29 protein-coding genes and 1 pseudogene are annotated in these 26,210 nt (G+C 37.1%); 21 read left to right on the plus strand and 9 right to left on the minus strand.

Translation table 11 applies throughout. From position 1 onward, the window contains the following. Positions 1–3: 3 nt before the first annotated feature. Positions 4–1,431, plus strand: a complete 1,428-nt coding sequence (gene gatB, locus LG276_RS03350) for an Asp-tRNA(Asn)/Glu-tRNA(Gln) amidotransferase subunit GatB (protein ID WP_224939000.1) — start codon at positions 4–6, stop codon at positions 1,429–1,431. Between the two features lie 615 nt (positions 1,432–2,046). Here the strand turns inward: gatB and eutH are convergent. Both eutH and LG276_RS03360 read right to left on the minus strand, forming a co-directional pair. Continuing rightward, complete coding sequence (gene eutH / locus LG276_RS03355) at positions 2,047–3,141, minus strand: ethanolamine utilization protein EutH (RefSeq protein ID WP_251163278.1); 1,095 nt, start codon at positions 3,139–3,141, stop codon at positions 2,047–2,049. A gap of 28 nt (positions 3,142–3,169) precedes the next feature. Beyond that, positions 3,170–3,712 (minus strand): cupin domain-containing protein, encoded by a 543-nt coding sequence (locus tag LG276_RS03360; RefSeq protein ID WP_251163277.1) that lies wholly within the window; start codon positions 3,710–3,712, stop codon positions 3,170–3,172. Between the two features lie 100 nt (positions 3,713–3,812). On the opposite strand from LG276_RS03360, the gene LG276_RS03365 reads away from it, so the two are divergent. The 13 genes from LG276_RS03365 (at position 3,813) to LG276_RS03425 (ending at position 14,272) form a co-directional block, all read left to right on the plus strand. Further along, positions 3,813–4,922 (plus strand): Xaa-Pro peptidase family protein, encoded by a 1,110-nt coding sequence (locus tag LG276_RS03365; RefSeq protein WP_251163276.1) that lies wholly within the window; start codon positions 3,813–3,815, stop codon positions 4,920–4,922. 189 nt (positions 4,923–5,111) lie between these two features. Beyond that, positions 5,112–5,348 (plus strand): hypothetical protein, encoded by a 237-nt coding sequence (locus tag LG276_RS03370; protein ID WP_251163275.1) that lies wholly within the window; start codon positions 5,112–5,114, stop codon positions 5,346–5,348. Between the two features lie 247 nt (positions 5,349–5,595). Beyond that, positions 5,596–6,732 carry an N-methyl-L-tryptophan oxidase gene (solA, locus tag LG276_RS03375; RefSeq protein WP_224938995.1) on the plus strand — a complete coding sequence of 379 codons (1,137 nt, stop codon included), beginning with the start codon at positions 5,596–5,598 and terminating at the stop codon, positions 6,730–6,732. Positions 6,733–6,848: 116 nt separating this feature from the next. Continuing rightward, positions 6,849–7,574, plus strand: a complete 726-nt coding sequence (locus LG276_RS03380) for an MOSC domain-containing protein (protein ID WP_404293453.1) — start codon at positions 6,849–6,851, stop codon at positions 7,572–7,574. Positions 7,575–7,596: 22 nt separating this feature from the next. Next, the gene (locus LG276_RS03385) at positions 7,597–8,046 is read left to right on the plus strand and encodes a DinB family protein (protein ID WP_289432816.1); all 450 of its coding nucleotides are present in this window, start codon (positions 7,597–7,599) and stop codon (positions 8,044–8,046) included. 55 nt (positions 8,047–8,101) lie between these two features. Then, entirely contained in the window at positions 8,102–8,653 is a 552-nt protein-coding gene (locus tag LG276_RS03390; RefSeq protein WP_404293456.1) for a thioredoxin family protein, read from the plus strand. 13 nt (positions 8,654–8,666) lie between these two features. Continuing rightward, positions 8,667–9,737: an NAD(P)H-dependent flavin oxidoreductase gene (locus LG276_RS03395; RefSeq protein WP_404293458.1), complete on the plus strand. Its 1,071-nt coding sequence runs from the start codon at positions 8,667–8,669 to the stop codon at positions 9,735–9,737. A gap of 113 nt (positions 9,738–9,850) precedes the next feature. Next, on the plus strand, positions 9,851–10,468 hold the full coding sequence (locus tag LG276_RS03400; protein WP_404293460.1) for a hypothetical protein: 618 nt from the start codon (positions 9,851–9,853) through the stop codon (positions 10,466–10,468). Continuing rightward, a complete protein-coding gene (locus tag LG276_RS03405) occupies positions 10,446–10,886 on the plus strand; it encodes a GNAT family N-acetyltransferase (protein WP_404293462.1) in 441 nt (146 codons plus the stop codon). Before LG276_RS03400 ends, LG276_RS03405 begins: the two co-directional genes overlap by 23 nt. Positions 10,887–11,108: 222 nt before the next feature. Beyond that, positions 11,109–11,765 carry a GntR family transcriptional regulator gene (locus LG276_RS03410; RefSeq protein WP_251163267.1) on the plus strand — a complete coding sequence of 219 codons (657 nt, stop codon included), beginning with the start codon at positions 11,109–11,111 and terminating at the stop codon, positions 11,763–11,765. 41 nt (positions 11,766–11,806) lie between these two features. Beyond that, positions 11,807–12,214, plus strand: coding sequence for a CidA/LrgA family protein (locus tag LG276_RS03415; RefSeq protein WP_404293464.1), 408 nt, complete (start codon positions 11,807–11,809; stop codon positions 12,212–12,214). Further along, positions 12,184–12,876 carry an LrgB family protein gene (locus LG276_RS03420; RefSeq protein ID WP_224938987.1) on the plus strand — a complete coding sequence of 231 codons (693 nt, stop codon included), beginning with the start codon at positions 12,184–12,186 and terminating at the stop codon, positions 12,874–12,876. The genes LG276_RS03415 and LG276_RS03420 overlap by 31 nt, the downstream gene beginning before the upstream one ends. Before the next feature lie 205 nt (positions 12,877–13,081). After that, positions 13,082–14,272, plus strand: a complete 1,191-nt coding sequence (locus tag LG276_RS03425) for a cytochrome P450 (RefSeq protein WP_224938986.1) — start codon at positions 13,082–13,084, stop codon at positions 14,270–14,272. Between the two features lie 304 nt (positions 14,273–14,576). On the opposite strand, the gene LG276_RS03430 is transcribed toward LG276_RS03425, so the two are convergent. Continuing rightward, positions 14,577–15,032, minus strand: coding sequence for a hypothetical protein (locus LG276_RS03430; protein WP_404293467.1), 456 nt, complete (start codon positions 15,030–15,032; stop codon positions 14,577–14,579). A 196-nt stretch (positions 15,033–15,228) separates the two neighbouring features. Here LG276_RS03430 and LG276_RS03435 point away from each other — a divergent pair, with 196 nt between their 5' ends. Next, the gene (locus tag LG276_RS03435) at positions 15,229–16,251 is read left to right on the plus strand and encodes a DUF3231 family protein (RefSeq protein WP_404293470.1); all 1,023 of its coding nucleotides are present in this window, start codon (positions 15,229–15,231) and stop codon (positions 16,249–16,251) included. A 63-nt stretch (positions 16,252–16,314) separates the two neighbouring features. Here the strand turns inward: LG276_RS03435 and LG276_RS03440 are convergent, their stop codons facing one another. Beyond that, entirely contained in the window at positions 16,315–17,166 is an 852-nt protein-coding gene (locus tag LG276_RS03440; RefSeq protein WP_404293473.1) for a LysR family transcriptional regulator, read from the minus strand. Positions 17,167–17,301: 135 nt separating this feature from the next. Between LG276_RS03440 and LG276_RS03445 the strand changes: the two genes are divergently transcribed. Beyond that, the gene (locus LG276_RS03445; RefSeq protein WP_404293475.1) at positions 17,302–18,399 is read left to right on the plus strand and encodes an NADH:flavin oxidoreductase; all 1,098 of its coding nucleotides are present in this window, start codon (positions 17,302–17,304) and stop codon (positions 18,397–18,399) included. 495 nt (positions 18,400–18,894) lie between these two features. Here LG276_RS03445 and LG276_RS03450 read toward each other — a convergent pair. The 3 genes and pseudogenes from LG276_RS03450 to LG276_RS03460 all read right to left on the minus strand — a co-directional run bounded on the left by LG276_RS03450 (position 18,895) and on the right by LG276_RS03460 (position 21,624). Continuing rightward, positions 18,895–20,029, minus strand: a pseudogene (locus LG276_RS03450) (zinc-dependent alcohol dehydrogenase). 68 nt (positions 20,030–20,097) lie between these two features. Beyond that, complete coding sequence (locus tag LG276_RS03455; RefSeq protein ID WP_251163261.1) at positions 20,098–20,589, minus strand: DUF3888 domain-containing protein; 492 nt, start codon at positions 20,587–20,589, stop codon at positions 20,098–20,100. A gap of 108 nt (positions 20,590–20,697) precedes the next feature. Next, positions 20,698–21,624, minus strand: a complete 927-nt coding sequence (locus LG276_RS03460; RefSeq protein WP_404293477.1) for a manganese-dependent inorganic pyrophosphatase — start codon at positions 21,622–21,624, stop codon at positions 20,698–20,700. Between the two features lie 250 nt (positions 21,625–21,874). Here LG276_RS03460 and LG276_RS03465 point away from each other — a divergent pair, with 250 nt between their 5' ends. From LG276_RS03465 to LG276_RS03485, 5 genes are all read left to right on the plus strand, one after another. Next, positions 21,875–22,078 carry a hypothetical protein gene (locus LG276_RS03465; RefSeq protein ID WP_404293480.1) on the plus strand — a complete coding sequence of 68 codons (204 nt, stop codon included), beginning with the start codon at positions 21,875–21,877 and terminating at the stop codon, positions 22,076–22,078. A gap of 2 nt (positions 22,079–22,080) precedes the next feature. Further along, positions 22,081–22,827: a metallophosphoesterase family protein gene (locus tag LG276_RS03470; protein ID WP_404293483.1), complete on the plus strand. Its 747-nt coding sequence runs from the start codon at positions 22,081–22,083 to the stop codon at positions 22,825–22,827. Positions 22,828–22,843: 16 nt separating this feature from the next. Further along, on the plus strand, positions 22,844–23,086 hold the full coding sequence (locus LG276_RS03475) for a hypothetical protein (RefSeq protein WP_404293485.1): 243 nt from the start codon (positions 22,844–22,846) through the stop codon (positions 23,084–23,086). Between the two features lie 253 nt (positions 23,087–23,339). Then, a complete protein-coding gene (locus tag LG276_RS03480; protein WP_404293487.1) occupies positions 23,340–23,579 on the plus strand; it encodes an SAM-dependent methyltransferase in 240 nt (79 codons plus the stop codon). 23 nt (positions 23,580–23,602) lie between these two features. Continuing rightward, positions 23,603–24,715 (plus strand): alpha-hydroxy-acid oxidizing protein, encoded by a 1,113-nt coding sequence (locus LG276_RS03485; protein WP_404293490.1) that lies wholly within the window; start codon positions 23,603–23,605, stop codon positions 24,713–24,715. Here the strand turns inward: LG276_RS03485 and LG276_RS03490 are convergent. Together LG276_RS03490 and plsY are read right to left on the minus strand one after the other, a co-directional pair. Further along, a complete protein-coding gene (locus LG276_RS03490; RefSeq protein WP_404293493.1) occupies positions 24,695–25,504 on the minus strand; it encodes a GNAT family N-acetyltransferase in 810 nt (269 codons plus the stop codon). The two genes, LG276_RS03485 and LG276_RS03490, sit on opposite strands and share 21 nt — an antisense overlap. 11 nt (positions 25,505–25,515) lie before the next feature. Beyond that, positions 25,516–26,130: a glycerol-3-phosphate 1-O-acyltransferase PlsY gene (gene plsY / locus LG276_RS03495; protein WP_095370658.1), complete on the minus strand. Its 615-nt coding sequence runs from the start codon at positions 26,128–26,130 to the stop codon at positions 25,516–25,518. Between the last annotated feature and the right edge of the window lie 80 nt (positions 26,131–26,210).

Consider the following 26,210-nt stretch of genomic DNA (forward strand, 5'->3'; position numbering starts at 1 on the left):
ATAATGGAATTTGAAACAGTCATCGGACTTGAAGTCCACGTTGAATTAAAAACAGATTCAAAAATTTTCTCTGCGAGCCCGAACCATTTCGGTGCAGAGCCAAATACAAACACAACTGTTGTTGACCTTGGTTATCCAGGTGTACTGCCAGTAGTCAACAAAAAAGCAGTTGAATACGGGATGAAGGCATCTATGGCCCTAAACTGTGAGATTGCACCAGTGACGAAATTCGATCGTAAAAACTATTTCTATCCGGACAATCCAAAGGCCTATCAGATTTCTCAATTCGACAAACCGGTTGGAGAACATGGTTGGATTGAGATCGAAGTAGATGGCTATAAGAAAAAAATCGGGATTACGCGTATTCATCTAGAAGAAGATGCGGGTAAATTAACACATGGCAAAGGTTATTCTTTAGTCGATTATAACCGTCAAGGAACACCTTTAATTGAAATTGTCTCTGAGCCGGATATACGCACACCAAATGAAGCCTATGCGTATTTAGAGAAGCTAAAATCAATCGTACAATATACTGGTGTTTCTGATTGTAAGATGGAAGAAGGTTCCTTACGTTGTGATGCCAATATTTCATTACGACCTGTCGGACAGGAGGAATTTGGTACAAAAACAGAACTGAAGAACTTAAACTCTTTTAACTTTGTTCGTAAAGGATTAGAGTACGAAGAGAAGCGCCAAGCAGAAGTCCTTCGTGAGGGCGGTGTCATTGAACAAGAGACACGCCGTTTTGATGAAGCTACTGGGAAAACATTGTTGATGCGTGTGAAGGAAGGTTCTGATGATTATCGTTATTTCCCAGAGCCGGATTTATTAGATATTGTGATTGATGAAGATTGGAAAGCCCGTATTCGTGCGGAAATTCCTGAACTACCAGATGCACGTAAAACACGTTATATTGATACGTTCGGCTTACCTGCCTATGATGCAGGTGTCCTTACCGTAACAAAGGAAACAGCGGATTTCTTTGAGGCGACTGTTGCAGCGGGAGCAGAGCCGAAACAAGCTTCAAACTGGATCATGGGTGAGGTATCAGCCTATCTTAATGCAGAAGGGCTCGAACTACATGAAACAAAGCTAACAGCAGAAGGGTTAGCAGGAATGATTGCGTTAATTGAAGATGGAACAATTTCTTCAAAAATTGCTAAAACTGTTTTCAAAGAATTAATTGAGAATGGTGGAGAAGCAAAGAAAATCGTTGAAGATAAAGGATTAGTGCAAATCTCAGACGAATCAGCGCTACTCGCTATCGTTACTGAAATCCTTGATAATAACCCTCAATCCATTGATGATTTCAAAAATGGGAAGAAAAAAGCAGTCGGCTTCCTTGTTGGTCAAATGATGAAAGCAACAAAAGGACAAGCGAATCCACAAATCGTAAATAAATTATTAATGCAGGAAATACAAAAGCGTTAATCAAAAAAATCCGGACAATTGTCTGGATTTTTTCGTTTAGTCATGGCAATGCAATAAAGTTGATTAGTTCAATAAAGTCATTACATTTTGTATAAATGGTGCCAGCCCTGCAATGAAAAGAGTATTTTTATCGGATAGAAATTTTTTATGGCTAAATGCAGGTGTTTGGGAGTCAAAAGATGGAATCGCGACTAAAAAAAGGATTCCCCGTTATATAAGTAGTGAAACCAAGGGAATCGCGACTGATAAAAGGAATCCTTGCTATATAAGTAGCGTAACCTGGAGAATCGCGACTGAAAAAAGGAATCCATGCTCTATAAGTAGCGTAACCCGGAGAATCGCGACTGATAAAAGGAATCCTTGCTATATAAGTAGCGTAACCAAGAGAATCGCGACTAATAAAAGCCCCCCTGTCATACAAACACTGCAAAAAAGAAAACACATGCTAACTTAACCGGATCTTCAACGATAATCTATCCAAAACGAACAACTCAGTTTTATCTACTACCATTTTCAACACCAGCAGTTACTATTCATTTGTGATTTCCGTCTCTATACAAATAAGAAAATTCCCCTAGCACTAAAGTTTATCATCAGTTGAGAGGATGACTCGCTTTAGCGAAATGTATGCTGCTTCTTCAGATCCCTACTTACAATCATTGCTAATAAAACGGCACTAATGCCCCCCACTAACTTGCCAATTATCATGGCAAATACGACTTCTTTCTGAATACCGGCGACAAAGGCTAAATGACTTCCTAGAACAAAGGCTCCGCTTACAGCAAAAGCAACATTAACGACCTTGCCTCTCGGTTCCATATCTTTTAGCATGATCAACATGGGAATATTATGAGCGAGTGAAGCAATCAACCCGGCTGTTGATTTATCACTTAGTTTTAACCAAGATCCCACCTTACTGAGTGGTTTCCTGAAATATTTCGAAATAAAAGCTACCAAAGGAAAAGCGCCCGCTAAGAAAATAGCAATCGAACCGACTGTTTGAATCCCTTCCTCAATTGGCGTTAAATGGGGGATCAGTGTTAGGTCTGTTAATGTTTCAAATATAATCGCTGTAAGACCAATAATTGCAATAATTTCGATAAATTTACCGAAGATGGCAAATCCTCGAATCATATTTTCGGGCTTTTTCCATAATCCCCAAGCAATTAGCAAAGAGAATACAATGGTAGGAATCAAGTTTTTGATAATCATCAAAAACGGTAATCCAGCAACTAGGCCTCCAACTAAACAACCAAAAGGTACTGTAATAAGTCCCACTAGAATACCCCTCGCAAAATAAGGTTGGTCTTCTTTTTCAATGAGTCCTAAGGCAACAGGGATTGTAAATACGATAGTTGGTCCCATCATAGTGCCAAGGAAGACCCAAGCGAAAAGTTCTGAATCCGCACTAATGGACATCTCAGTGGCTAGGGAATAGCCCCCCATATCAATGGCGAGAAGAGTATTGGCGAACGCTGCTGGGTCAGCGCCTACAAATTCATAAACGGGAGAAATCACAGGTGTTAATATGGCTGCTATGACGGGTGCTAAAGAAATGATCCCAATCATAGATAACGCGAGGGAGCCCATCGTCATCATTCCTGCAGTGAATCGCTCACCTAGTCCTAATTTATTCCCGCATATTTTATCAAGTGCACCGACACAAAGGAAAGCGGCAACAATAAAAATAATCAAATCATTTATGCTCATCTTGTTTCTCCATTCAAAATGATGTTTATTAGAAAATTGCAGGGGTTGTAATTGAAATAATGATTGTTTCTTGATTGAGTGGGTTTTCCCACATATGAGGTACGGTTGATGGAAAATGGATGGTTTCTCCTTCGTTTAGATGATATTCCTCATCCTCCACTCTTACAATGAGTGCCCCCTGTAATATATAGAAAAACTCTTCACCTGGGTGTCTTAGCAGTTCAACATCCTTTTGTCGAGGTTTTAACTTTACGATAAATGGTTCCAATTTCCGTTCAGGAAAATGACCACTTAGTTTAATAAAAGTAGAGTCCGAGCTTTCCATTTTAAATGGTCGTTGGTTCTCTTTTTTCATTACATAATGAAAATCATCATCTTCTTCAAAGAAATGAATCATTTTAACCCCAAAAGCATCAGCAATCCTTTTTAAAGAAGTGATAGCTAATGAAGAGGCACCTCTTTCAATTTGTGATAAAAAACTAACAGATAGCTCCGTTTTCTCACTTAGTTCTTTCAATGTCATGCCTTGCTCGTACCGAAGTTGTTTAATTTTCTTATATATATCATCCATTGAGGTGACATCCTTTCTTTTTTTGCTTTTTTATCTTATCATGTTTTATACAGTAATAGTATAATAATTTTACATATACTATAAAAAAGGGGAATTTAAAATGAGTATTTACCAAAAAAGGTTAAAACAATTACAGTTATATTTAAATGAGCAGAAACTTGATTTTGCTATCGTCACGCAACCTAAAAACATTTTCTATTATACGGGGTTTAATAGTGAACCGTATGAAAGATTCATGGCGGTTGTTATTGATCTACAAAAGAGTGAGGAGTACTTATTTGTGCCAGCATTAGACTATGAAGCAGCTAGCGAGCATTCGTATGTGAAAAACATTATTCCGATTAGTGATGATGAAAATCCATATGAAAAATTAAAATCAGTCATCCAAGTGAATAATCAGATAGTAGGATTGGAAATAAAAGAGATCACTCTTTATCAACAAGAACAACTTAAAAACGTTTTTTCGCATTTTAATTATCAAGATATAGGTAGGTTCATAGCAAACCAAAGAATGCTGAAAACGCCAGCTGAACGGACAAAGGTTTTACATGCAGTAACAATTATTGAAAAAGTACTCGCTGAGGGATTGAAGAAAATTGAAAAAGGGATGACAGAGCTCGATTTAGTATCAGAGTTTGATTATTTAATGAGAAAATTCGGTGCCGATGGTCCTTCTTTTTCTACAACGGTCCTCTCAGGTGCAAAATCATCTTTACCACATGGGCACCCTGATCAGAACAAGCTCGAAAAAGGTGACTTTCTCTTAATTGATATGGGGGTAGTTGCGGATGGGTATTGTTCCGATATCACACGTACTTTTGTTTTAGGAGAACCAACGACTAAGCAAAAGAATATCTATGAAATTGTAAGGCAGGCTACACTTTCGGGTGTTTCAACAGCCCGTGCAGGTATCCCAATCGGCTCAATTGATAAAGCGGCTCGCCGAGTGATCCAAGAGGCAGGCTATGGACAATATTTTAATAATCGCGTGGGCCATGGATTAGGTATTGATGTTCATGAAGAGCCTTCTATTCATGAAAAGAACGATCATTTAGTTGAAAAAGGTTTACTTTTCACGGTAGAACCTGGGATTTATATACCTGGATTTGGTGGGGTGAGAATTGAAGAAGATGTCTATATAAACGAAGAAGGAACTGCTGAAGTTCTTACAGCTTTCCCAACAACCTTGCAAGTAATTGACCGTTTTTAACTTAGTTCAACGATCGTTTTTATCGAAATAATTTGACTTACAACCACTTTACTTAAGGTAAAATGCAGTTTATAGAAACAACTTGCAGATATTCTATATCTCTTTTGATATTTTTTCTTTCTTAACCCACGCATAAGAGTACCTCGCTAGTTTATGTTATGATGGTTAAAACGAAGCGGAGGGAAAGGTGTGAACCTTTTGCATTGGATGATTCTATTCATCATTGTTTCCGGTTTTATCACAGTTGCTTCTATGAAAAAAAGGATGGAGAATAAACTCGCGAGGCTAGTGGCTCAAGGTGAAAATGGGGCGTACAAAAGAGATAGAGATATGCAAGCAATTATATACTGGATTTTAGGTACAGTGGCCTGGGGTGTCGTAAGTATCTTTCTTATTATATGGTCATTTAATGATTTCTTCGGATAACAGATTGGTTTATAAAATAAAACACTTTGATTGTTGAGGAGTTTTATATTTTATAAAATCAATCTTTTTTTGTTAATTTTTCCTGCTTTTTGTATGCACGACCCCTTCTTTGAAGAGATTGTTAAACAATTGCAACAAATTTCGACAAAAGTCTTCCCGTTCCTGTGGTATATTGGCTAATGGTGATAGTATTTAGAAAATTAAATAAAAAAACACTTATAGTTTAGCATCTTGGAGGGGATAAAAATTGCATTACGATACAATTATTATCGGCGCAGGTTCGATGGGGATGGCGGCAGGCTATTATTTAGCGAAAGAGGGCAAAAAGGTTTTGCTTATTGATGCGAATAGGCCACCTCATCAGAAAGGAAGTCATCATGGTGAGACGAGAATCATTAGATATGCTTATGGTGAAGGACATGCTTATGTGCCACTCTTGTTAAAGGCTAAACAACTATGGGAAGAAGTAGAGAAAGAATCCGAAATGGAGTTGTTTTTACAAACAGGTGTTTTAAATATTGGTAGCGAGACTTCTCTTTTTATGAAGGAGGTCAAAACAAGTGCGGAGAAATATCAATTACCACTAGATGTTTACACACATGAAACGGTCAATACTAAATGGAGTGCATTACATTTAGATGAAGGAATGGTTGCTTATCATGAGCCGACATCTGGGGTTTTGAAGTGTGAAGATTGTATCGAGGCATACCGGAGACTTTCTTTGTCCTATGGTGCTAAAATCGTGACTGATAGTGTAATTACTGACTTATCTATTATAGAAGGAATTGTTAATATTGCTACACAGGATGGCCATTATTCAGGAGACTCGTTAATTGTATCAGCAGGAGCTGGCACAAATTCCATCCTTAGTTATCTGGGCTTGCAGCTTCCATTAAATCCGATTCGGAAAACTTTCGCCTGGTATGAAGCACAAGAGGATGTTTATGAGGCGAAACAGTTTCCAGCTTTTACATTTGAATCGCCATTAGGTCATTATTATGGCTTTCCTAGTATAGACGGTTCAGGATTGAAACTAGGAAGGCATGATGGGGCTGTTCAGAGAATAGAGAGTAAACAAGAAGTGCAGCCTTTTAATGAGGATGATGAGAAAGAGCTTACAACATTTCTAGGGAGATATTTCACTGAAAAAACAAATGTGCAATTTGGTAAAACCTGTATGTACACGATGACGCCAGATGAGCATTTTATTATTGATCAACATCCTCAATATGAGAATGTAGCAATCGCAGCGGGATTTTCCGGTCATGGATTTAAATTTAGTAGTGTAGTTGGTCATGTTTTAAGCGAACTAATCCGAGGAAAAACTTCGTCAGTGGATATTTCCCCTTTCACAATTGAGAGATTTGCTGAATTGAAGCGATAATCATGAGGGAAATGTCGTTAATCAGATACTTTCCTGGGAAATAAGAGGAATTATGTCGGAGAGGAATAGAAGAAGGTTCAAGTTTCGACACCAGGTCATAGAGGAGTTGTAAGAGCATGCAAAGAATTGGTGTTCTTTCGTCATTATTACGTTATCCTGTCAAGTCATTTGGCGGTGAAAATGTTGAGTCCACTAGGGTTTTACCATACGGTGTGTATGGCGACCGAAGCCACGTCATTATAGATAGGAGTAGGCAAGGAAAATACCTTACGATCACTCAATATCAAGAAATGGCAGCATATCAAGCCACTTTTGTCAGTGAGGAAAAAGAAGATACATACCCGGAGTTACAAATACATACAGCAAATGGAGAGAGGTACGGATGGAATGATGAGAGGTGGAGGCAAGATCTTCGTCTGAAAAGTGGAAGAGATTTATCTTTTCATTCTTTTACGCCATCCTATGTACCCATTGGGGCTATTGAAGAAGCTCCCCTTTTGTTAGTAACCCATTCATCACTACAATATTTAAGTAAGCAACTTGGAAAAAGTGAAATCGATCCGAAGCGTTTCCGTCCCAACTTTATTATCCATACTGATTACGATCGGCCATTTTCGGAACATGATTGGATCTCCAACCAAATGAAAATAGGAGAAGAAGTGGTGATAGAGATAACTAAGCCTTGCGAACGTTGCATGATTATTACTGTAGATCCGAAAAATGGAAAAAGGACGCCTGCCATACATAAAGAGATTATTAGAACCAATCATAATCATTTTGGTGTTTATGCAAAAGTGATTCAAACGGGGAAGGTAAAGCTTGGTGATGAGATTTGGCTATAAATGACTGATGAGGGGTGATACCGTGCAATCGCAAAAACAAGCGATGATCCGCCATCATGAACAGTTTATTCAATTTATAGAATCAATCCCAACAAGCCATTGGCGAAAAGAAATAAATGAAGGAAAATGGTCGGTCGCTGAAGTGGTAGGTCATTTTATTCCGTGGGATGAATTTATTTTAAAAAAGCGTCTACCATTTGTTTTATTAGACCTTCCTCTACCGAAAGCTCCTTCTGCAGAAGAAATGAATCCAACAGCCGCGGAAGCAGCAAGAAATCAATCACAGGAGACAATCATTGCAGAATTGCTTGTAAAAAGAAAACTAATAATAGAAAGAATCTCTAAAATTCCAGATTCGTATTGGCATAAACCATTAATCATTGGCAATAAGAAAATAAGCCTATATGATTATCTCATCGGTCTTGCTGCACATGACGAACATCATATGAAGCAAATTAGTGCCATACTTTAATCGTTCAATGGTATGATATGATTGGATAAAAACGTAAGAGGGATGTGCAAAGGAAATGGAATTAAGAGAATGGTTTGAAAAGGGTCTAACGAAAGAGCAATATCTTCATCATATGCAAGTAAACAAAGAAGGTATGCTTACCATTTATGAGGGTTTTTCACTTAGTGAAGAAGAAAAGGAAGCATTACAAGAGGTCAAGCAAAAAAATCTGCAAGCGATTGTCCTTACTGAGGATTGGTGTGGCGATGCGATGATTAATAATCCTGTTCTATTAAAAATTGCTGAGGAAATCGGTATGGAAGTACGGTTTATTCTAAGAGATAGCAACTTAGAATTAATGGATCAATACTTAACAAACGGAACAGCACGAGCAATTCCTATTTTTGTATTTATCGATGAAGCAGGTTTAGAACAAGCTGTATGGGGCCCCCGTGCACCAAGATTACAAGATTATGTGATGGAGAGAAGAACCTCCCTACCTGCTAAGGAAGATCCAAGCTTTGAACAGGCTCAAAAAGAGCTTTATAAAAGCATTGGAGAAACCTATCAATCTGATCCAAGTTTATGGCATAGTGTGGCTGAGAGCATTATTGCAAAATTAAAATAAGAGGTGAGGGGAAATGAGTTGGAACCAAAATAGAATAACAGATATGTTAAAGGCGAAATACCCAATATTCCAGGCACCAATGGCAGGAGGAGCGACGACTGTTGATTTAATTAGTAGAACCTCGATGTATGGTGGTGTTGGAAATATCGGTGCGGGTTATATGAGCCCAATGGATATGGAAACGATGATTCATGATATTCGTCAAAAAACCAATCACCCTTTTGGCATCAACTTATTTATACCTGAGAATGATATCGCTTTCACAAAAGAAGAGGAAGAAAGGGCGATTGAATCATTAGAAGTATTCCGTAACGAACTTCAAATTGATGCACCGCTTCAATTACCAAGAAAAGATCACCGCTTATTTTATGAACAGCAATTAGAAGTTGTGATGAAATCTCTTATTCCGATATGTAGTTTCACATTTGGTATTCCAGAAGAAGGAGTGATAAAAGAATTACAAAAAGAAGGAACAAAAGTAATCGGTACAGCAACATCAGTAGAAGAAGCTGTTCTCTGGGAAGAGAGAGGTTGTGACCTTCTTGTTGTACAAGGGAAAGAAGCAGGCGGTCATCGTGGTACTTTTATCGGTGATGCACTTCATTCCCTTATTCCGTTAGTTGACCTTATTCCAGCAGTTACGGATGAGATCAGTATTCCAGTCATTGCGGCGGGTGGCATAATGGATGCTTCGGATGCAGAAGTTGCCTTTCGCTTAGGAGCTGAGGGTGTCCAATTGGGTACTGCTTTTTTAGCAACAGAAGAAAGTGGCATTCATCCCGCTTATAAGAAAACGCTTGTCTCTTCTAATAAGGAAACAAGTTTGACAGAAGCCTTTTCGGGTAAATGGGCAAGAGGGATTCACAACCGTTTTATGGAACAAATGAAAAACCAAACTAGCTTACCTTATCCACTTCAAAATGACTTAACACAAGCGATAAGATTAGTGGCAGCGAAACAAAATCAGACCGACTTCATGTCACTTTGGGCAGGAGAAAGTTATCAAAAGGCTACCCTTCAATCTGTAAAAGTACTCATGGATAATCTTGTTGCAGGGTTGGATCAGCAATTGGATGATGAATAAAGATTATATTACTCACGCGTGGGAGATGAGACCACGCGTTTTTTATCTTGACAAAACCTCTTACATTTAATAAAATCAAATAATTTTTAAAAATGAAATAGTTGGAGGTTACGATGTTATTAGAAAGAGCAGGGAAACGAAAAGAGCGCGCTAAACAAATATTGAAGGAGCTTTCTTTACTTGAAAGGTGGTCTCGAATAGGAGAAGGATATGTAGTGGGAGCCTATGCTTATGATTTAATGGTCGATCGTGATATTGATATCGAAGTCTTTTGTGATGAACCTAATGCCAATCAAGTGTTTAGAATGTTAGCGGAGGTTGTTGACCACCCACAAATAGTAGATATTAAATATCACAATTACATGAATGAATCATTTAATGGCCTCTATTTTAAGATTTTATATAAGTATGATGATCTAGAAATTTGGAAAATCGATATGTGGTTATTCCCAAAAAGTCATAAGGGACCTTTGTCTAGGGATCTTGTGAAGGATATGCAATATTCGTTAACAAATGAATCAAGAACACACATCCTATCAATAAAAGAGGAACTCTCTAAGAGAGACTTAACCTACCCTTCCATTTTTGTGTATCGAGCAGTCTTAGAAAATGGAATCATAAATAGTGAGCAATTTTACGATTGGTTAGCTGACCAAGATATAAGACAATGGACGCATTGGAAACCAGCAAGAAAAGGAGAGAAACACATTGGAGATCAGAAAGCCAACTGAAAAAGAGGTAGAAAGTATTTTAAAGTTATCTGTTCAATCAGTGTATGAAGGTACATTAAACCGTTCTAAACCAGAAGAGCGTAAACTGAGAGAGATGGTTCAATCTATAAGAAGTAACGGGGGAGAATATCTTGTTGCTGTAGAACATGATGAATTAATGGGATGGGTGCTGCTTGGTGGAAAAAGAGACGAAATGACCGAGCAAGAAATTGGCTTCATTTATGAATTGTATGTGCAAGAAAACAATAGAGGAAAAGGAATGGGTCGGCAATTAATGATGGCAGCGATGAAGGAGCTAAGAAAACAACAGTTCAAAGAATTTCGATTAACAGCTTATCACGGTAACCCAGCCATTGGATTGTACGAGTCACTGGGATTCCAACCAAGAAATATTTCAATGGAATGGAAACAATCATGATAATCTACGGTAAGTAAGATATTTTGTTTATTCAGACTCTCATCTAGGGAGTCTTTTTCTTGTCATAATAAGTGGGTGTGAAATATATAGTGATGATAAAAAGATATCAAGCATATATTCTTTACAATCACCTATTGTTGTTTATTGCAACAACTGGTATACTTTCTTAGTTGGCATCTGGTATACCAGATGCAGATACCAAATTTTCAAAGGGGAGATTGTATGGTTTTTCAAAAGGTTGAACAACCACCTTCTTTTAAGGATCATGCCTATCGTGAAATAAAAAGGGCGATTATTCAACATGATATTGCACCAGGCTCAACGATTCATGAACGTACCTTGAGCGAAAGCCTAGGGATTAGTCGGACGCCTTTAAAGTTAGCACTTCAACAATTAGAAATGGAAGGCTGGGTACAATCATTACCGAGAAAAGGGATTTCAGTGAAAGAGATAGAGCGTAAAGATGTCAATGAAGTATTTCAATTGCGAAAAGCGAATGAAGCGCTCGTCATTGAACTTTTAATCCCATTATTAAATCAGGAGATGCTACATAAACTAGAGGAAAAGGACCAGCAACTTTTTGAATTGAAAGAGGATCCTGTCGCATTTATGTATCATGATTCTGCCTTTCATTTATTTTTGGCAGAGTTAACAAACAATGAAAGATTGTATCAAATTATTCGTAATTTAATAGATTATGTAAATTGGTATGGGTTATATATATTAAATAAAAGAGTGAGTATCGAAACGGTTTATAATGAACATCAATTGATCATAGAAGGGTTAAGGTCAGGAGATATTGATCGCACAAAAAAGGCTATGGTTAGACATCTTGATCATTTTTATTCTGAAATGATGGCCAATCTATCATCCTATTAATAGAAAGAAGGGCAGTTGCTCAGGAAAATAGAGCAGCGTGAATGATGAAAGTTTTATTGGTTATTTTACAAGTTTGTATTTTATATATTTTTTCCTTTATAGGAATCTCTATTCAGCATTTTTTCTCATTAACCATACCAGGAAATATTATTGGTATGTTGCTATTATTTGTTTGTTTATGTTTTAACATTGTGCCCGTCAAAATGATAGAGAGTGGTGCGCAGTTTCTGCTTAGTATTCTGATGTTGTTTTTTATTCCAGCAACGGTGGGGGTTATGGATTACCCAGAATTACTATCTGTGCACGGATTATTACTGATTATTGCGATATTGGTGAGTACAATGATTACAATGGCAGTATCTGGTAAAACAACCCAGTATTTTGCGAAAAAGACACAACAAAGAGAGGCGGATCAAGCATGCGAGACATCTTCTTCTCAATCTCTATGATACTTCTCACTTTAGTTATCTACTTCGTTGTTTCATCGCTATATAAAAGGTATCCACTACCTATCTTGTTACCAATTTTGTCAGGTACAGTTCTAATGATTATCATTCTAGTAAGCTTAGGTATTTCATATGATAAATACATGGAAGGTGGGCAGTTCATTACATCATTATTAGGTCCGACCGTCGTTGCCCTAGCCTATCCATTATACAAACAACGTGATTTTTTGAAAAAATACCTTTTCACGATTATAGGTGGGGCGTTTATTGCAACTCTAACAGCGATGTTAAGTGTGGGTCTCCTTGGAAAGGCACTTCGTATTGATTCTGCACTGATCATTTCAATGCTACCAAAATCACTTACAACACCTGTCGCAATAGAAGTAGCTAAAGTGTTAGAAGGTAATGCTTCCATGGCAGTTGTCGGGGTAACGATTACGGGAATCTTCGGGGTAATTATTTCCCCTTATATTTTTAAATATTTGCGGATATACACATCTATTGGCCGTGGAATTGCACTTGGCGGCACTTCACATGCAATGGGTACGGCAAAAGCGGCTGAATATGATGAGCTCGCTTTTTCAATTAGCTCCATTACAATGTCTATATGTGCCATTATCGGTTCAATCATCGGACCACTCATCGTTTGGATTTTGCAAATGTAAGCTTCTATTTTAATAGAGGCTTTTTTTGTTTAACGAATTCATTTTGATTGTGTTAAATATATCTTAGACGAGGGCTGAGATGGCTTTTACTGTCAGTTAGCTATTTATCAGTTCATTTATCGTATCAGTTTACACGCAAATTAAAGGGTTTTAAAGCGATCGCCAAGAATAGATACAGTACAGAGTCAATAAAGGAGGAAGCGATTTGCCACAAAAAACAGATGAGATTTTCTCACATCAGTTTCATCAAAACCCTTATGATTATTACAAAGAAATTAGACCACACCAGCCATTTACAAAGGTGAAGTTATTCAGTGGTATGGAGACTTGGATGGCATTTAGTTATGAAGCGAGTGAAGCGGTGTTGAAAGATCCACGTTTTATAAAAGATATGAGAAAAGTCTATCCTGACGAAATAACAGATGAGAATATGCCACCGATTGCGAGTAGTATGTTATTTGTTGACCCGCCTGACCATAGAAGATTACGCAATCTTGTCCAATATGGCTTTACGCCTAAAAAAATTAATGCGCTTAAAGGAAGAGTAGAAGAGATTGCTCTCGAGCAAGCGGAACTAATGAAGGGAAAAGAGACGGTTGATTTTATAGAAGCTTATGCATTTCCGATTCCTATTCGTGTCATCTGTGAATTGATTGGTGTGCCTGAAGCTGATCAAATGGATTTTCAACGATGGTCACATGTGTTAGTAGATGTAATGGATCCCGAAGATCACGACGAAGCGATGGGCGAATTCATTGTTTACTTGGAAAATTTAATTGAACAAAAAAAACTTTCTCCGCAGGCGGATTTACTTTCTGATTTAATTCGAGCGGAGGAGGATGGGGATAAATTATCGAAGCGTGAGCTAATCGGTGTCATCATGTTATTAATCGTAGCAGGGCATGAGACAACAGTAAATTTAATCGCCAACGGGTTACTCGCCTTATTGTCACATCCAGATCAGCTACAATTATTAAAAGAAAACCCAGACTTGATGCCACAGGCAATTGAAGAACTTTTACGATATAACGGGCCAGTTGAGTTCAGTACGGACCGTTGGGCAAGTGAGTCTTTTACCTTTATGGGCCAGGAAATTGCAAAGGGTGATCATGTCATTGTTTCTCTTGCTTCAGCTGATCACGATCCGCAAGTTTTCTCAAATCCAGAGCGGTTAGATATTACAAGAGAGAAGAGCCCACATATTGCCTTCGGAAAAGGAATTCATTATTGCTTAGGTGCACCATTGGCAAGATTAGAAGGGGACATCGCTTTACGTATATTATTGCAGACCTTTCCCAAAGTAAGCTTAGCTGTCCCCGAGTCTGAACTAGAGTGGAGACAAAGTATCATTATTCGTGGGTTAAAAACCATGTTTATTAACTTAAATAATAACTAAGAGGATAAACAAAAATTCTTTGTCCTTGGATCTTTATTGATAAATTACAAAAAATGACGTGTGAATAGGTACACGTCATTTTCCTTTTTTTTCTATTTTAGTTTCTCTCTTAGTCTTGACTCTCTATTTAATATAGGACAATAAGTATTATATTGTAGTGATAAAACCGATTCTCATGCCACTTGGAATGACGGTCAATAAAAGAAATATTATGTGTTTGTGCCATACTTTCTAACAATGAAGAAGGAAAATCAGAAGCGGAAGTGTGGATTGGGAGGCACAATGTTTTCTACGTCGTTAGCATTTAATTATTACTTAAAAGTATTAACTTCATAAATATATTTCCTATAATTATTCCAGGAATTACACATAACATTGGTAACCAAACAGGTCCCAATAGTATACCGAAAATCGTAAAGTCTACTGAAAATAACAAACCAGCTGTAACAAGATAAGCCGAACACACAAATGGAATGAATGAATATTTACTTCCTGCACCAGATTCTTGATAAGCATCCCAAATCGCATAGAAATATAAACAAGGATAAAACATAAGCCAGTGATAATTTGTTTGTTCTATAGCCATAGGAATATCCCCTTTAAAACTATATATAATGGCTTCATTAAAGTGTGATTTAATGTTTATAAATATTTCTAGTATGAGAAAAACGGTGCCCTTAAATAGTTTTCCATTTAAATATTGACCAAGCCCTGGTAAAGCAATACTCCATAATATTTTCTCTAGTGGAGAATATTTCATGCTGTTCCACCTTTACGAGTTATCATTTTCAAACTCCCAATAAATTATGAGTTTAAGTTAATTATTACCTTTATTCTTTTTAAAACAGGGTTTATTAAAATGCAATTGAATTTCCTTTTTATCCTTAGTAACTTTAACATCGAATATTACTTGGTGAATGGGACACCTTATGAGTAAAAGCTGCGAGGAGTAAAAAATGAACAATACATCTAAAGCAAAATTAACGTCTGCTGAGATTGCTGCATTATGGACACAGTATATGAACGAAACGGCAAGTATTTGTATTCACAAACATATGTTGGAACATATAGAGGATACTGAAATAAGAAGTGTATTTGAATATGCAATGGCCATTAGCCACGAACATACACGAAAAATTAAAGAGTTCTTTAAAAGTGAAAGTTTTCCGATTCCCATTGGATTTTCTGACAATGATTACATACCAAATGTACCTCGCGTTTTCTCTGATGTTTTTTGTTTAAATTATTTAAACATTATGTCCATACATGGTTGTAATGGTTATAGTGGTGCAATAACTACATGTACTAGAGTAGATGTTCGAAATTATTTTAGTGAATGTATAACTACTTCGGTGGAATTGTGTAACCAAACGAAAAACTTACTTTTAGAAAAAGGATTGTATTTGCGTCCCCCTGTGATTACCCCTCCAGATAGAGCAGAATATATAGATGATAAAAGTTATTTAACGGGATGGTTGGGAGAAAAAAGGCCATTAAGCTGCATTGAAATAGCAGATATTTATTTTAATTTAAAGAAAAGCATATTTGCTAAGGCATTTGTAGTTTTTGCTCATCAAGTGGCAAAATCAAAAGATGTAAAAAAATTATTAAAGAAAGCTGTAAAGACAAAAGAGAAGCATGTAAGGACGTTTTTTGAAGTTTTTCTAGCAGAAAACCTCCCGAATCCGTCTATTTTTGATGCTGAAATTACAGATTCGACGAACTCACCATTCTCTGAAAAACTCATCATGTTCCAAGTAGGATTTTTATTTTCAACAGCAATGGTGTATTACGGGACCGGTTGGGCTACTTCACCAAGACGAGATTTATCACCAAAATACATGAAAGCAATTGCAGATGATTTAGATATTGGTAATGAATGGATTAATCTAATGATTAAGAATCGTTGGATCGAACAACCCCCATTGTCTGAAGATAGAAGTAAATTAGCAGACAAAAAAATGAATAGCTACCAATAGGTGGCTTTTTCTTCTTAATACTAATAGGAAGGCAAATAAAAAAAGAGCTAAGAAGCTCTTTTTTTATTCCCAATGACTTGCATGCTCTTGAACGATTTCCATCATGCACTTTATCGATGGAGAAATCCATTTATCTTTATGATGCGTCATATAAGTTGAAATCGACGATTGCTTATTAGATACCTTTTCCCCCTTAAACACCCCATTTTTCAATTCCTCTTTCACTGAGAACAAAGGCACTAATGATATGCCCAACCCATGTTTAACACAATGCTTAATGGCTTCAATGCTCTGAAACTCTAAACTAGCTTCAATATCTAACTGGTTAAATTTTATATACTCATCAAAAACAGACTTGTAACTACATCGTAAATCAGCATACAATGCGGTTCTAGAAAAGCCTTTTTCATTGGGACTAATTAATACCATTTTCTCTCTAATCAATTCCTTAATAAATAGATTTTCATTAACCCAATCTTCTTTTTCCAAAATGAGTGCTAAATCAATATCTCCGCTTTGTAGACTCTTAGTAACATCATAGTTCTCTATTGATTTGACATGTAAATTAACCTTTGGATATCTCTGTTTAAATTCAAGTAGAATAAGTGGAATTCGACAGATGGTCAACGATTCAGATATACCAATGGTTAGTTGACCAAGTGGTTCTTTATCTATATTTAAAGATTGATTGTAAAGTTCAATAATTTGGGTAGCATATGGATAGAATTGTTTTCCAAAATGCGTTAAAACTACCTTTTTTCCTAATCGGTCGAACAAAGGATTGTCTAACTCTTTTTCTAGCTCTTTAATGTGTGTTGTAATAGAGGATTGTGAATAGCCTAGGTGTTGGGCTGTTCTATTAAAACTACCTTTTTCTACAATGGTTTTAAATGTAATCAATTGACGTAACTCCATATTTATAACCCCTTATGTTAGTTCAATATTATTGAATGTTTAATTTTAATATATTCATTTTACTAAACTACATACTTCATTTAAGCTATTTACTAAGAAGTTGTCAATTATCAATTCAACAGGAGGAATCTTAAGATGGATAAAAATATTTTGTTTCAATCATTCAACATCAACAATACAGAACTTAAAAATAGAGTAGCGGTTGCACCTATGACGCGAATTAGTGCAGACCAAGAAGGTTTCATTACAGACAAGATGATTAAATACTACCGTTCTTTTGCAGAGGGTGGCTTTGGGCTAATTATTACGGAAGGCACCTATATAGATGAAAAGAACAGTCAGACGTATCAGTTTCAACCGGGTATTGCATTGGATGGACAAGCGAAAGCATGGAAGAAAATTGCTGACGCTGTTCATTCAGAAGGTGGAAAAATCTTCATGCAATTACAACATACCGGACCACTTTCCCAAGGAAATCGATTTACTGAAGAAACCATAGCGCCATCTGCTGTTCAACCGAAAGGAGAGCAGTTAAAATTCTATCTTGGAGAAGGCGCTTTTAAACGGCCAAGAACCATTACAAAAGAGGAAATGGTGGATGTTAAATATAGCTTTGTAGAGGCGGCAAAAAAAGCAAAGTCTGCTGGTTTTGATGGTGTAGAATTGCATGGTGCAAACGGCTATTTATTAGATGCTTTTTTAACAGAGTACACGAACGTTCGGACAGATGAATATGGGGGGAGCACCGAAAATAGAGTACGGTTTCTTGTTGAAGTTGCCAACGGTGTAACGGAAGCTGTTGCGGATGAGCAGTTTATTGTTGGGATGAGAATTTCACAATCACAAGTCAATGACTACTTTTATAAGTGGTCAGGCAAAGAAGTAGATGCAGAGATCATATTTAGTGCATTAGGTAAGTCAGGATTAAATTATATTCACGTAACAGAATTTGAAGCTTGGCAACCTGCCTTCGAAGGTAGTGAGACTTCTCTTGTATCGCTTGCAAAAAAATACAGCGAATTACCGATAATCGCAAATGGACAACTCGAAAATGTAGATCGAGCAATTGAAATGTTAACCGATGGAGGTGCCGATCTAGTGGCTCTTGGTAAAGGAGCCTTAGCTGATCATGATTGGGTTAAAAAGGTTCAGCAAGGTGAAGCACTTTCTACATTTAATGCCGAAGCAATACTTCATCCCATAGCCAATATAAAGGATTTTGAAATAGAATAATACTAACTTGATCAATGATCACGTTTGGGCTATATAACTAATAAGGCTTTAATTTAAGAAGAGACAAAAGTATAACAAAGAAAACTTGCAAATTTAGGCGGGTTTTCTTTGTTATATTGATAGAAAAGTCTAAAAGGCTGTCATTTTGATGTATTTATATATAAATTTAAAACCAGTATCTTTATGTCTTTATCTGTCCTTTATTAAAATCTTTAGGGACTTTTAGTGAGCTTGTATCCACTCGCAATATAGACAGAACGTCCATTAACAGTGCATTTGAGAGGAATTCATTTCTATTTTGTTTGTTATAACAATACTTTCTCTGGGGGTTGTAAAATTTGTATCATTTACTTATCGAATGTATAGATTAAAAATTTGCACTATCTAATTGCCTCACATTACATAGTGAAGAAGCTTGCAAGAAGTTTGGTCAAACAGGTAACTCTCAAATAAATGAAAAGCCATCTTTCCATTATGAGCGTCCAATTTCATTATTTACGGTTTTAATACTACCTTTATACATTGATCTTCGTGGTTATTAAAAATCTGGTATCCATGACTGGCATCTGCTAAAGAGATTTTATGTGTGATAATCTCTTTAGGATTAAGCTTTTCTTCTTGTATCATTTGGTAAAGTTCTGGCATCAGATGAATGACAGGAGCTTGCCCCATTTTAAGCTGTATATTTCTGACCCAAAATGGACCAAGTGGGAATGCGTTATAATTGCCTCCATATACGCCAGTCAATTGAACTGTTCCGAATTTCCTTACGGCTTTTGTGGCAATTTGGATGGGTCCTAAAGTGCCGCCTTGTAATTTAAGTTTCTGTTCAAGAAATTCTACTGGAGATTTTTTTCCGTCCATTCCAACGCAATCGATGACAACATCCGCACCACCATTGGTGATTTCTTTCAAATGCTCCCCCATATCAGGATACTTTGTAAATTCAAATGTTTCTACTTTGTTCATTTTTTTTTGCATGATTCATTCGATAGTCCAAATAATCGATTGCAATTACTCTTTTGGCTCCCATCATCCAGGCAAATTTTTGAGTCATTAGCCCAACTGGTCCGCAACCAAGAACGATTACTGTATCTCCTTTTTTTACTCCAGAGTGAAGTACACTCCAATAGGCAGTAGGTAATACGTCAGATAAAAAAAGCAGAGATTCATCTTCTAATTCACAATCTTTAGGCACAATAAAAGGGGTGAAATTTCCAAATGGAACTCTCAAATATTCTGCTTGTCCTCCAGGATAGTTACCGAATTTTTCTGCATAGCCAAAGTATCCACCTGAATCATAATGAGGGTTAGAATGATCGCATTGGCTTTCCATTTGGTGTTCGCAGTAGAAACAATGTCCACATGATACGTTAAAGGGGATAACAACCCGATCGCCTTTTTTAACCCTTGTCACATCTGGACCTACTTCTTCTACGATTCCCATTGGTTCGTGACCAATGATATAGCCTTCCGGTAGTGGCATATTTCCCTGATATAAGTGAAGGTCTGATCCACAAATAGCCGTTGAGGTTATTTTTACAATAAGATCGTCTTTCTTTTCTATCTTTGGATCGGCTACCTTTGTTACTGCTACTTTTTTAGGTCCCTGGTATGTGACAGCTTGCATGGTTATCACCTCTAAATGTTTTAATACTTATTCTTTCAAATGTGTAGGCTATTATGCAAAAAAACGCCTTATTCGGCGTTTTTGTTTGTTTCTGTTTTTTCTTTAGGGTCATGATGTTTAAACTCGATTAATTCAACTTTAGAACCTGCCACAGCTTGCTGGCTAAATACTTTGTTGTTATCAAGTGGTGTGACACCAAAGCTGATTTTATCAATACCAGCGGGTTCCGTCTGATCACCTTCGTAAGTATTGACGATGAAAGTTAATATATAGGGGTGACTCAGTTTATTTTCTTCTTTAGATTGTACGATTTTTACCAGTGCATGAGGGTGCTGACCTTTTGTATGATACTGCACCTTCATGGAATTGTTTTTGTAATAGTTGCTGACGGCTTTATTAATCTCTTCATCAAATTGGTCGAATAGAAATTGGTTAAATGCCTCATGCATCCCGTGCATTTTATGATTTCGGTGTTTATGGTGGCCCTCGGCATTCGCTATAGGAGTCATGACACTAGTTGCAAGAAAAACAATGGACATAAATGTTAGGATTTTTTTCATCATATTACCTCCTTTTTATTAAAATTTGTATATATATCCTTTTTTATACATATATTTTTCCATAAAAAAAGTATCCTCTTTTTGCAATGAGGATACTTTTATAAATAATTAAGCTAATACATTTGTTAATGGTGGTACGATTTGTTTCTTACGAGAAACAACACCTTTTAGTAGAGCTTGATTATCTACTAAAATGACTTCAAATGCTTGTTCCACAGCTTTTACTTGGGATCCAAGAGCAATAGCCATTGAATCATTGTTAAGGATATCTGTTAATACAAATAGGAATAAATCTAATTCTTTATCAACAATCGCTGTCATCATTGCGGCTTCTATTTCCGTTTTACGTTTAAGGACATCGTCTAAATCGACAGCGTTTACTTGAGCGATATAAGCTTTGTGTTCACCTAATTGAAATTCTTTTGCATCAAGTGTGATCAATTGCTCAACAGTTTTTTCACTTAAGTCTGCACCGGCTTTAAGCATTTCCAAACCATATACTTGTGGGTTGACACCAGCAATTTCAGCCAACTCTTGAGCGGCTTTTACATCTTGTTCTGTGCATGTCGGTGATTTGAAAAGTAAAGAGTCAGAAATGATAGCTGAAAGCATCAAACCAGCAATGTCTTTTTTAATCTCTATACCATTCTCTTTATAGATTTTGTTTAAAATGGTTGCTGTACACCCGACTGGTTCTGCACGGTAGTATAGAGGATCGCTTGTTTCAAAGTTGGCAATACGGTGATGGTCAATGACTTCAAGAATTTGGACATCACGAATATCATCTGCACTTTGTTGAAATTCGTTATGGTCAACGAGAATGACTTCCTTTACATCGCTAGCTACTTTTTCTACATAGCGCGGTGCCGCTTGCTTGAAATAGTCTAATGCGTATTGTGTTTCTCCGTTAATTTCGCCAAGGCGAACTGGTTCTGCATCCATACCTAATTCTTTTTTGAGATCTGCATAGGCAATTGCAGAGCAAATCGTATCAGTATCTGGGTTTTTATGACCGAAAATATATACTTTTGACATCGTTCGTCTCCTTGATTAAAAGATTATTCATTGCTATTTTAACATAAATTTTAGCAGTAATCATGGCAAGAACACAATACATTCATGTTTAATTCGTAGAAAAGAAATGGAAGGAAGAGAGGGGGAGTTCTTAGTAATTGCTAAACCCTTTACTGCTCAGTGAAAGAGGAGTAGACTTTTCGTAATGAATTGTCGTTTGTTGGCAATAGAGAGGTATTGCCCTCCTCGGTGGTAAGTGAGGAAGTGGCAAATGAAAGGCTGCGGATCTCTTAAAGGAATCTCAAGTGAGACCGTCGCAAAAGAAGTAATAACTGACTTCAGGGAAAGAAGTACAATTGAGATAGTCACAGAAAGAAGAATCGCCTCTCTTGAACAAAATAGAGTAACCAATTCAACAATAATACTGCTATTTATGACAAAATACTATAATCAACAAGCACGAAGGAGGAAATGACCATGGCCATTGCAATTATTTCAGATATTCATGGTAATTTGACAGCTTTAGAAGCGGTCCTACATCACATAAAAGAAAGAAAAATAGATAAGATTTTTTGCTTAGGTGATTTAATTGGTAAGGGTCCGAGTGGTTTAGAGGTAGTACATAAAGTAAGAGAAACATGTGATGTGGTACTGCAAGGGAATTGGGATGATTTTATTACAAAGCCAATTGATAGTGAAGAAATCGAGTGGCATCAGAAGCAGCTGGAGGGAGAAGCTATGGACTATTTACAGAGTTTACCCTTCCATTATGATTTTTATATGAGTGGAAAATATATACGACTTTATCATGCTTCAGCAAAGAGTGTTTATCATAGAATCATCCCAATGAAGGCCACGACCAAAGAGAAAAATGAGATGTTTGAAATAAGTGAATGGATAAAGCCGCTTGAACAAGAGAGGAAGCCTGATGTAATTGGATTCGGAGACATTCATGCTGCGCTCATTGAACCAATTCAACCGCAAAGAACATTATTTAATTGTGGCAGTGTCGGTAATTCATTAGATATTCCACAGGCAACTTTTGCGATTATGCATGGCAATTATCAATCTAAACAAGAAGGTCCCTTCTCAATTGAAATAGTGAGGATTCCTTATGATATTGAAAGAGAAATACATCAAGCTGAAATAATGGGGATGCCCAATGTTGCAGCCTATGCTCTCGAGCTACGTGAAGCGAGATATCGAGGAGCACCAACAAAATAATGAAGGGAGCGATACAGTGGAATATCGGGGATCATCCGTTTATGAAAAGGAGGAATTTTCACAAAATGATTTGAAAAGAAGAATGCGTAAAGAAAGCCCTAATGAAATGATAGAAAAGCCAGCCCTTTTGAATTTACTAGGTGACATGACCAATAAAGATGTGCTTGAACTTGGGTGTGGTGCCGCCACTTTAGTAAAAAAATTGGCACCATCTACTCGATCTTATACAGGGATAGAGACGGTTCGCAAAAAATGTTAGAATTGGTCTGAAAAACCTCGCAGGTATTCCTAATGTAAAATTAACTCATGCTAGTTTAGAAACATATGACTTTAAAAAAGAAACTTATGATTTCTTTTCACAATTAACGCTTCACTATCTTGAAGATTTCAAACAAATTTGCGAGAATATTTATAACAGTTTGCGAACGGGTTGCGAATTTGTCTTTAGTGTACAGCATCCGGTCCTTACAAGTGCTTTCATTAGCGGTGGAGGTAAGCGAGGAAATTGGGTAGTGGATGATTACTTTCTAATTGGTGAGCGGGTAGAGCTGTGGATTGATGAAAAAGTTGTGAAGGTTTATCGGACAATCGAACAGTATTTTAAAATATTGCAAGATTGCCAATTTAATATTATAAATCTTAGTGAAGCTACACCAGATCAATCATCATTCTCTTCAGAAAAAGAGTGGAAAAAATGCCAAAGGATCCCACTATTCCTACTCTTCGCATGTGAAAAAAGGCGCCGCAAATGAGTTTAACAAAAGGAGATAGACAGATGAATATTGAGGTTCCAGCCGTTTTCCCTGTTTCATACCAATCATTAGAACAAGAAGCAAAAAAAATCATGTCTAAGGGTGCATATGGATACGTCCGCTCGGCAGCAAGTAATGAGGAAACATTAAGAAAGAATACAACAGCTTTCGAAAAATGGTCAATTCTACCTCGAATGCTTAGAAATGTAGCAGATATAGATATGAGTGTGACATTAGGAGAGCATACTTACCCATACCCCATTTTTATTGCCCCGGTCGGCATGCAAAAATTGACACATGAAGAAGGGGAGTTGGCTACTGCTAGAGCGGCGAAAACAATCGGAGTTCCTTTTATCCAGAGTACAGTCTCTAGCTACTCGATTGAGGAGATCAAGGCGGCAACAGTAGATAGTCCAAAGTGGTTTCAGCTTTATTGGTCGAGGAATGAAGAGGTTTCATTCAGTATGGTAGAGAGAGCTGAAAGCGCAGGTTATGAAGCGATTGTCGTGACTGTTGATACAATCATGACAGGCTGGAGAGAAACGGATGTCGCTACACAATTTTCTCCGCTAAAAGAGGGTTACGGTAAAGCAAATTACGAATCAGATCCAGCCTTTATGCATGCGCTTGGTGAGAAGACTGACCATGAATCTATTATTCAATCTGTTTTAGATAATATTCATTATCCTGAAATGAATTGGTCGCATATTGCAGCATTAGCAAAAAGAACGTCCTTACCTATCTATATTAAAGGTATCCTTCATCCAGAAGATGTCCAATGTGCAATAGAGGCAGGCGCATCAGGGCTCATTGTTTCTAATCATGGTGGCAGGCAATTAGATGGAACAGTTGCTGCGCTAGATGCATTGCCTGCCGTTGTTAAAGCAGCTAATCAAAAAGTGCCAGTAGTATTTGATAGTGGTATTCGCCGCGGGACGGATATAGTAAAGGCATTGGCATTAGGCGCAGCGGCTGTATGTATTGGTCGACCTTTTGTATATGGTTTAGGTATTGACGGTCAGGCAGGGGTTGAAAAAGTATTAGAAAACTTAATAGAAGAAACGAGAATCACCATGTCCCTAGCTGGCATTGCAAGAGTGAAAGACTTAACTCAGTTAAAATTGATAAGAGAATAATTTTAACCGTGCACTCAGCTCAAATCCAGCTGATTGATATAACTTGATCGCCTGATGATTATCAAGCGATACGCATAACGTGATTTTATCTATGTTTTCATACTGGAAGAGTGTTTCGAGCGCAGCCTCAATGAGCTGTCGCCCTCTTCCTTTTTTTCTTGCTTCAGGACATACAGCAAGGAATTCAATCTGCCCTTCACCAAAGTGTGGTGCAGCTTCGAGATATACATAGCCCTGTAATTGGCCATTTTCTGTCAATAGAAGCAGTTTATGATGCTGATCCAACAGTTTTAGTATCTCTTCTCCTGACATATAAGTTTGCGGAAAAGTTGCTTCGTGTAGTAGCAGAAAATCGTTTCGATACTGCTCATGATAGCTGTGACAGATATTTTGGAAAATCCCTCGCTTTGCTGCGAGTATGGCATGATTTCCTTGGTGAGTGGCATCGATTGATTGTAAAAAATGTAAGGTGCTATTATTCTTTTCGTTCACAAAAAACGATAATTGCTGTAGCTTATTTTCATAGGAGTTTACAACTTGGTTCCACAAATCTTTTTTTACCTCATGATTCTTGGCAAAGGGACCCCATACTTCGGCACTCCGGTCAGCTTCATCAATATCTAATCCTATTGCAGCTTCAATTTCACCCTCATATTCATAAGTGATAAAATAAGGCTTTATTTCTTGTATATCATGCAGAATGTCCTCTTCCTTTTCTCCACAATAGCCGATATGATGCTTGTCTAATTGATTTAAATCAGCGATGAACTTGGCTAACTGTTTAGTCATAACAGACCTCCTTAAGCTTGTTTAGGTGGCAGACGGTCATCTTTAATTTTCTTATCATTAATTTTAGGCTCCCTCTGCAGTAAATGGTTGCGAATATTTGAACGGTGTAAATAAATGAGCAACAATAAAAATAGGAAAAAGATCCATTCATTTTTTTGTAGTGGTGAAAGGGTGGCATATAAGAAAAGAGCAACCCCTACAGAAATGGAGCCATAGTAAAGGTATTTTGTGATAGAAACCACGGCAACAAAGGTGATATAGGCAATTAGAAATAACCAGATATTCGCGACCAATAGCACACCAGCAGTAGTAGCAATGGCTTTTCCTCCACGAAACCCAGCGAAAATAGGGAAGCAATGCCCAACAACTGCAAACAAACCAATAATCAGTGGATCACCACCTGTTTGAAGTAACAGGGGGAGTGAAGCAGCAAGTGCACCTTTACCTATATCAATAATTAAAACAGTAACCCCTGCTCTTTTTCCTAAAACCCGAAGTGTATTCGTTGCGCCGGGATTGTTGCTACCATATTCACGAATATCAATGCCAAAGAAAAGTTTACCTACAAGCAAGGCAGTAGGTATCGAGCCAATGAGATAAGATAGTAATAAAATAAATAAGTCCATAGCTAAACTCCTTATCAAGAAAATTCTAACATTACTAATTTTACCATATTAGTCTATGCGAAAATATCCTATAAAATAAT

The organism is Cytobacillus kochii (assembly GCF_044790165.1).
Lineage (GTDB): Bacteria > Bacillota > Bacilli > Bacillales > Cytobacillaceae > Cytobacillus > Cytobacillus kochii.